The sequence below is a fragment of the Endozoicomonas sp. SESOKO4 genome (assembly GCF_024606275.1).
Window position 1 is genome coordinate 1 of the sequence record NZ_JAHHPS010000423.1, and the last position, 1,447, is coordinate 1,447.

General features: G+C 50.3%; 2 protein-coding genes. Both read left to right on the forward strand.

Features of this window, described 5'->3' with window-relative positions; translation table 11 throughout:
- Positions 1-352, forward strand: a 352-nt coding sequence (locus KDK16_RS08315; RefSeq protein WP_373690951.1) for a transposase, incomplete at its 5' end; no start/stop codon positions are given.
- Positions 349-1,416, forward strand: coding sequence for an IS3 family transposase (locus KDK16_RS08320; RefSeq protein ID WP_257275579.1), 1,068 nt, complete (start codon positions 349-351; stop codon positions 1,414-1,416). The genes KDK16_RS08315 and KDK16_RS08320, both read left to right, overlap by 4 nt.
- Positions 1,417-1,447: the final 31 nt, after the last annotated feature.

A 1,447-nucleotide genomic window follows, 5' to 3' on the forward strand; every position in this document is an offset into this window, starting at 1 on the left:
TGTACCCGTGCCCGGTGATGGTAAGAATCCTCAGCAGTGGAGTGCTGAAAACAAGTTCGCGGTTCTGATGGATACCGCCAACATGAATACAACAGAGTTATCCGAATACTGTCGTAAGAAGGGGCTCTACTATGAAGACCTGCAGCAGTGGAAAGCTGATTTTATCGCAGGCAGCACAAAGCCTGCTGAATCCCGTCAGGTACAGGCCGCTGCCAGACGAGATGACAAGAAGCGCATCCAGAAACTGGAAAAAGAACTCAAACGCAAAGACAAAGCACTTGCTGAAACCGCAGCACTGTTGGTTCTAACAAAAAAGGCAAACGCGATCTGGGGGGAGCGCGAGGACGATTGATTCCTCTCCCTGATCGCAAGGAAGCCGTTGCTTTAATCCAGGAAGCTGTTTCACAGGGGGCACGTAAAGTGAAAGCCTGTGCTGCTCTCAACCTGTCGATACGCACGGTTCAGCGCTGGCAAAAAGATGTAGAACAGGTGCGGGAAGATCAGCGTCAATACGCAGACCGGCCAATGCCTGCCAACCAACTAACCAAGAGCGAGCAAAACGAGATTCTGAAAGTCTGTAACAGCGAGCGATTCAAAAGTAAGTCGCCATGCCAGATTGTACCGACACTGGCCGACGAAGGTATTTATATAGCTTCTGAGTCAAGCTTTTATCGAGTGCTGAAGGCTCACAATCAACAGCATCACCGAGGTCGCAGTCAGAAGCCAGTAAAGCGGAAGCCGACATCGCATCGGGCCACGGCACCAAATCAGCTCTGGTCGTGGGATATAACCTTTTTGGGGTCGCCCATCAGGGGTAAATATTATTACCTCTATTTGGTTCTGGACGTTTATAGCCGCATGATTGTGACTTGGGAAGTCCATGAGAGGGAGTCCTCTGACCTGGCTGCTCAGATGATCCGCAAAGCCTTCATGCAGCATAAGATCAGTCTTCAGGAACAACCGCTGGTCCTGCATTCGGATAATGGCAGCCCGATGAAGGGGGCGACTATGCTAAGTACTCTTCAGCAACTGGGTGTACAGACATCGTTCAGCAGGCCACGCGTGAGTAACGATAACTCATACTCAGAGTCAGGCTTCAGAACCATGAAATATCGTCCCGGGTATCCGAATCACTTCGCCAGTCTGGAGTCAGCCAGAGAGTGGGTGTATGGGTTCGTAAACTGGTACAACATGGAGCATAAGCACAGTGGCATCAAGTTCCAGACACCTTGCGACAGACACACAGGGAAGGCTCAGAAGAAGGTTCTGAATCGTGAAAGAGTTTACCGTAAAGCAAAAGAGCAACACCCTGAGCGTTGGGGAAGCCGTGAAACCAGAAACTGGCAATTACCGGCAGAGGTATGGCTTAACCCTGAGCGATCAGAGAATCAGCAGCATTGTGATTTAGCTGCATAAGTTGAGGCGACATCTACCTTGAAAGTTACCG